Annotated in this window: 8 protein-coding genes; 1 reads left to right on the top strand and 7 read right to left on the bottom strand. The window is 36.2% G+C overall.

Annotated elements, in window-relative coordinates; all coding sequences use genetic code 11:
• Nucleotides 1-66 precede the first annotated feature (66 nt).
• The 7 genes from ACODS7_RS31245 to ACODS7_RS31215 form a co-directional block, all read right to left on the bottom strand.
• Complete coding sequence (locus tag ACODS7_RS31245; RefSeq protein ID WP_488828449.1) at nucleotides 67-543, bottom strand: DUF669 domain-containing protein; 477 nt, start codon at nucleotides 541-543, stop codon at nucleotides 67-69.
• Nucleotides 544-563: 20 nt separating this feature from the next.
• Entirely contained in the window at nucleotides 564-1,235 is a 672-nt protein-coding gene (locus ACODS7_RS31240) for an AAA family ATPase (protein ID WP_488828448.1), read from the bottom strand.
• A 5-nt stretch (nucleotides 1,236-1,240) separates the two neighbouring features.
• Nucleotides 1,241-1,432: a hypothetical protein gene (locus ACODS7_RS31235; protein WP_488828446.1), complete on the bottom strand. Its 192-nt coding sequence runs from the start codon at nucleotides 1,430-1,432 to the stop codon at nucleotides 1,241-1,243.
• Complete coding sequence (locus ACODS7_RS31230; RefSeq protein ID WP_172796783.1) at nucleotides 1,433-1,576, bottom strand: hypothetical protein; 144 nt, start codon at nucleotides 1,574-1,576, stop codon at nucleotides 1,433-1,435.
• Nucleotides 1,577-1,595: 19 nt separating this feature from the next.
• Nucleotides 1,596-1,898 (bottom strand): hypothetical protein, encoded by a 303-nt coding sequence (locus tag ACODS7_RS31225; RefSeq protein ID WP_208742657.1) that lies wholly within the window; start codon nucleotides 1,896-1,898, stop codon nucleotides 1,596-1,598.
• A gap of 66 nt (nucleotides 1,899-1,964) precedes the next feature.
• The gene (locus tag ACODS7_RS31220; RefSeq protein WP_488828443.1) at nucleotides 1,965-2,585 is read right to left on the bottom strand and encodes a sigma-70 family RNA polymerase sigma factor; all 621 of its coding nucleotides are present in this window, start codon (nucleotides 2,583-2,585) and stop codon (nucleotides 1,965-1,967) included.
• A 419-nt stretch (nucleotides 2,586-3,004) separates the two neighbouring features.
• Entirely contained in the window at nucleotides 3,005-3,214 is a 210-nt protein-coding gene (locus ACODS7_RS31215) for a hypothetical protein (protein ID WP_098679889.1), read from the bottom strand.
• A gap of 220 nt (nucleotides 3,215-3,434) precedes the next feature.
• Here ACODS7_RS31215 and ACODS7_RS31210 point away from each other — a divergent pair, with 220 nt between their 5' ends.
• Nucleotides 3,435-3,704: a transposase gene (locus ACODS7_RS31210; RefSeq protein ID WP_255288188.1), complete on the top strand. Its 270-nt coding sequence runs from the start codon at nucleotides 3,435-3,437 to the stop codon at nucleotides 3,702-3,704.
• The last annotated feature ends 179 nt before the right edge of the window (nucleotides 3,705-3,883 follow it).

Below are 3,883 nucleotides of genomic sequence, written 5' to 3'. Positions count from 1 at the left end.
ATTATGGGTTAAAATCCCTGACTTGATAATCTAGGAGGTCACTTCATATTATCTCTATGTAATTATTTAGAACGGTAACATATCATCACCGACTGTTACTGCCGGGCCACTTGTTATCGGATTTACGTCCGACACGTCATAATATTTTGCTTTGGCTGCCGTACGCTTTTGTTTCTGGCCATCCACAACCTTATCGTATTCTTCATGTTTTACTGTGATTTTCACATTTTTATTGAGTAATTGTTTCGCCATATCTTCTGGTGAAGTAAAGACATGGTTATTATTAAATCCACATGCTTTTAATAATGAGTTAACGATTTTCACAGAAACCTCATGTTCAAACGTAAATGTGTTATAGAGTACTTTCACTCCTTGATGATTCTGCGGTACGTCACTACGAATTTCAAAGTCTACAGATAGTTTTGGCTTACCTGCTTGCGTTCTACCCGCTTCTGCATTTACAATGACCGCTTCATATTTACCTTCAGCAACTAATTCAAACCCTGTACTTGCATTTGATTCATCAAATTTAAAGAAACTCATGATTTATTTCCCCCTGTATTTTAGTTTGTGGATGACACGATTAATTCTTCTTGTATGCAACCGAGACGTGTATCTAAATGATTCTTAGCGAACACGCTTTGATTCCCTTCTAACACAAATCCTCTTGTCCCATCTGCTTTTTTCACTAATTGACCGACAACATGAACGATTCCCATGATATGATTCACAATCTTATCGCGTATATCTGGAATAAATTGAGTATACTGCTGCCCATCATCGTGAGTAATATTTCTCGTTGTTTCCCAAGCTGTGAAAAGAACATTGGCATCTAATGCGTTGAACGTCTCTACTATTTTCAAAAGGTGATTATCTAATAGTGCATAGTCTTTTAACTCCGGCATACCGCTTTTCGTATTTTCACCTTTTTTCAGCAGCCATAATTTTTGGTAATGTGTTAGGTTATCGATAAAGATATTGTCGTAGTGATTTATATTTGCTTTTGCAAATGCATAAAACTGTAGGATACTATCATGTGGATGTTCACCATCAATTTTAGCCACATCTACATTTTCATACCCCGATAACACTTGGCTTGTCCCATCAATATCCAAGACTAACGTTTTGCCAGGTAACAATCCAGCGACCGTTGTCTTTCCGTTACCTGGCTTCGAATAGATGATGATTTTCGCCTTTTTACTTTTCGTAATTCGAGCACCGTTGGTGATCTCCAATCCATTCACCCTTTCGCCATATTTTTTAGAACAAAAATGGAAGCTTCGAGGTCAAAAATTTTACCTATCGTATCTACGATATTTTGTTCTACAATCGGCTTCTTTTCTTCTAGCCTTTCTAAATCACGTCGGTATTCGCTTAACCTTCGTCTTTCCACACTTAATGACTTTTCTAATTCTTCAATAGCAGCGTTCATTTACTCACCTGCCACCTTCTTTATGGAATGAGACTCTACATATTGTTTAATGCAATCTGTTTCATCGTGTATGTAATCACCATCAATATCCCGGTACTCTTCACCAAAGTAAATTTCTTTCCCACAACTTTCGCAGTTACTCATAACATCACTTACAACTGAATCATGACAATTTCCAAGTACCATTGAGTTTTCTACTATTGGGTATCCCTCCAATTTTTTCTTCCATTCTTTCTAGAGTATAGAGAGAGTAATAGACAACATTTTCACTTATAAATGCCACTTCATATGGAACTTCTTCTGATTCACGGCTCGCTATGATTGGTTTTACCTTATTTTCACCTAACACCCATTCAAATGTTTCATTACTCAAATGAACTTCATTCCCCCGAATGCTGAGAATGCCGTTCTCGTTTTCTTCAGCTCGTATTGCTTGTACCGCTCTACTTACTTCTTGAATATCCATTCATCCGTACACTCCTTTTTATCTCATTTCATTTCGTGCTATAATCATGTTGAAAATTGATTTTGTCTAGATCGCCAGTGGCTGCTGGCGGTTTTTTCTTCCCTTTCTCTTCGAGACATAGGCGGGATTGATTTTGCGAAATGCTGCATTTTTTATTTGATTCACACCACTGATACTTCTTCCCACCTCCTGGGCAATCTCACGATCCGTTAAACCATGACTCTTTCGCTGTAGTACATACACTTCTTCTGGCTGTAATACATCCATAGCTTCCTGATATAGAATCGCTGTCAGGACCTCTTCCTCCACATTGATTGGAGAGACTGCAAAATATTCATTTTCAACTTCTCCATCTCGATATAGATTAATAGAATGAAAGGACATGCGATTTCTGTCTTCATAACTCACATGTTTTCCTACACGAATCAATCTACCTTTCGTATGAAGTTCATCACAAATTTTCCATTTAATCGCTTGAGATGCATATGCATTAAAGTATTTTAATTTCTTTGCATGAAATTTTACACATACTTCCCACAATGTCAGGAGACCGATTTGGATAAGGTCTTCTAATTCCATATGATTCATTTCTGCAACTTTTCTAGCTTGTGGAAAGCTACCAAATTGATATTGAATCGTTGCGTACACTACGTTTTTCTTGTCTTCAAAGAATTCTTCTAATGTCATATTTTATTTACACCTCTTCTTGTTTGGATTGAAATAGCTTGTTATACTGGACCTATCTTTCGTGTAGTTGTCGATTGAAAACCACTCGTTTCCAATTATTCTTACCAAGCAGAAAGGCCTACTCGTTAGGTCTTTTTGTTTTTCAATGTCAGATTATCTAGTTTTCTACCACTTATTTTTCTGTTACAATTTTGATGAAGGCAACATGTACATACTGGTAACCGAGACCTCGTATGTGCACATTCAAGTAGTTTCTGTGAAAGAGTCCTAGTTTCTAGGGCTTTTTTTATTGGTATTTTTTGATGGCTGCCTCTTCCAAACATTTTTGTTATACTGATTAGGAAGAGAATTTTATGCACAAAGGTGTAATTGAGTCTTACGTATGTATGCAATAAAAATTTCTGAGAAAAAGTCCTAGTCTATAGGGCTTTTTCACTTTCTAAAGCCTGTATATGTAACTTTGCGGTATCCATGGCATGTTGTTGTAAATCCTTTAAAATTTCCTCTCCAGCCTCGATACCATGCTTATCTATAATCGCAATCACCAATTGATTAAAATCCCACATTCTCGCAATGCCTACTTGTTCGACTAAGCGTTTTTCACGTTTACCATATTGCTTTATATCCATAACTTCTCACTCCTCAATGTCATATTTCTATTCATCTTTCTATATCAGTTATTAAAACCACATGTTATAATAAACATGTCTAATTTTTTCTGCGTTTGTAAGCCCTAGTACCCTAATGTTAGGGCTTTCTCCTATTCCAATGCTGTTATTTCTCTGAGGTGGTACAGTAAAACTGGAACACAGTATAGAGATAAATTATTCTATATAAGAGGTGTTTCAGATGAAAAAACAGTATGATGAAATATTTAAAAAACAATGTGTTGAATTGGTAATCAAAGAAGGGCGTACAATTTCCAGCATTCAAAGAGAATTTGATCTAGGGCATGGGACCCTTAATTCATGGATAAAAAAATATTCTTTTTCACTTTTAGATAGTGAGGGAACCGATATGCAAGAACTACGTTCTTTACGAAGAGAAATCCAGGCATTAAAAAAGGAAAATGAATTTCTAAAAAAGGCGGCAACCTTCTTTGCCAGCAACCAAAATTAACACGTTTTCAGTTTATAAGACAATATAATCAAGTATTTGGAGTACGCTGGCTTTGCCATCGATTACAAGTGTCTGTTAGTGGTTTTTACGACTATCTTCATCGTAAACCCACTGAAAGTCAGAAAAAACGTAAAAAGACGGCGGCTTATATTGTCATGCAATTTAAACGTTTAAAAGGT

Source organism: Bacillus sp. FG16 (assembly GCF_057809515.1).
The sequence above is the reverse complement of the archived record's forward strand: the minus strand, read 5'-3'. Positions and strand labels throughout refer to the sequence as shown.

Excerpts from the sequence above, each read along its gene's own strand:
- ACODS7_RS31245 (WP_488828449.1), bottom strand. The coding sequence starts at position 543 with ATGAGTTTCTTTAAATTTGATGAATCAAATGCAAGTACAGGGTTTGAA.
- ACODS7_RS31235 (WP_488828446.1), bottom strand. The coding sequence starts at position 1,432 with ATGAACGCTGCTATTGAAGAATTAGAAAAGTCATTAAGTGTGGAAAGA.
- ACODS7_RS31230 (WP_172796783.1), bottom strand. The coding sequence starts at position 1,576 with ATGAGTAACTGCGAAAGTTGTGGGAAAGAAATTTACTTTGGTGAAGAG.
- ACODS7_RS31225 (WP_208742657.1), bottom strand. The coding sequence starts at position 1,898 with ATGGATATTCAAGAAGTAAGTAGAGCGGTACAAGCAATACGAGCTGAA.
- ACODS7_RS31220 (WP_488828443.1), bottom strand. The coding sequence starts at position 2,585 with ATGACATTAGAAGAATTCTTTGAAGACAAGAAAAACGTAGTGTACGCA.
- ACODS7_RS31215 (WP_098679889.1), bottom strand. The coding sequence starts at position 3,214 with ATGGATATAAAGCAATATGGTAAACGTGAAAAACGCTTAGTCGAACAA.
- ACODS7_RS31210 (WP_255288188.1), top strand. The coding sequence starts at position 3,435 with ATGAAAAAACAGTATGATGAAATATTTAAAAAACAATGTGTTGAATTG.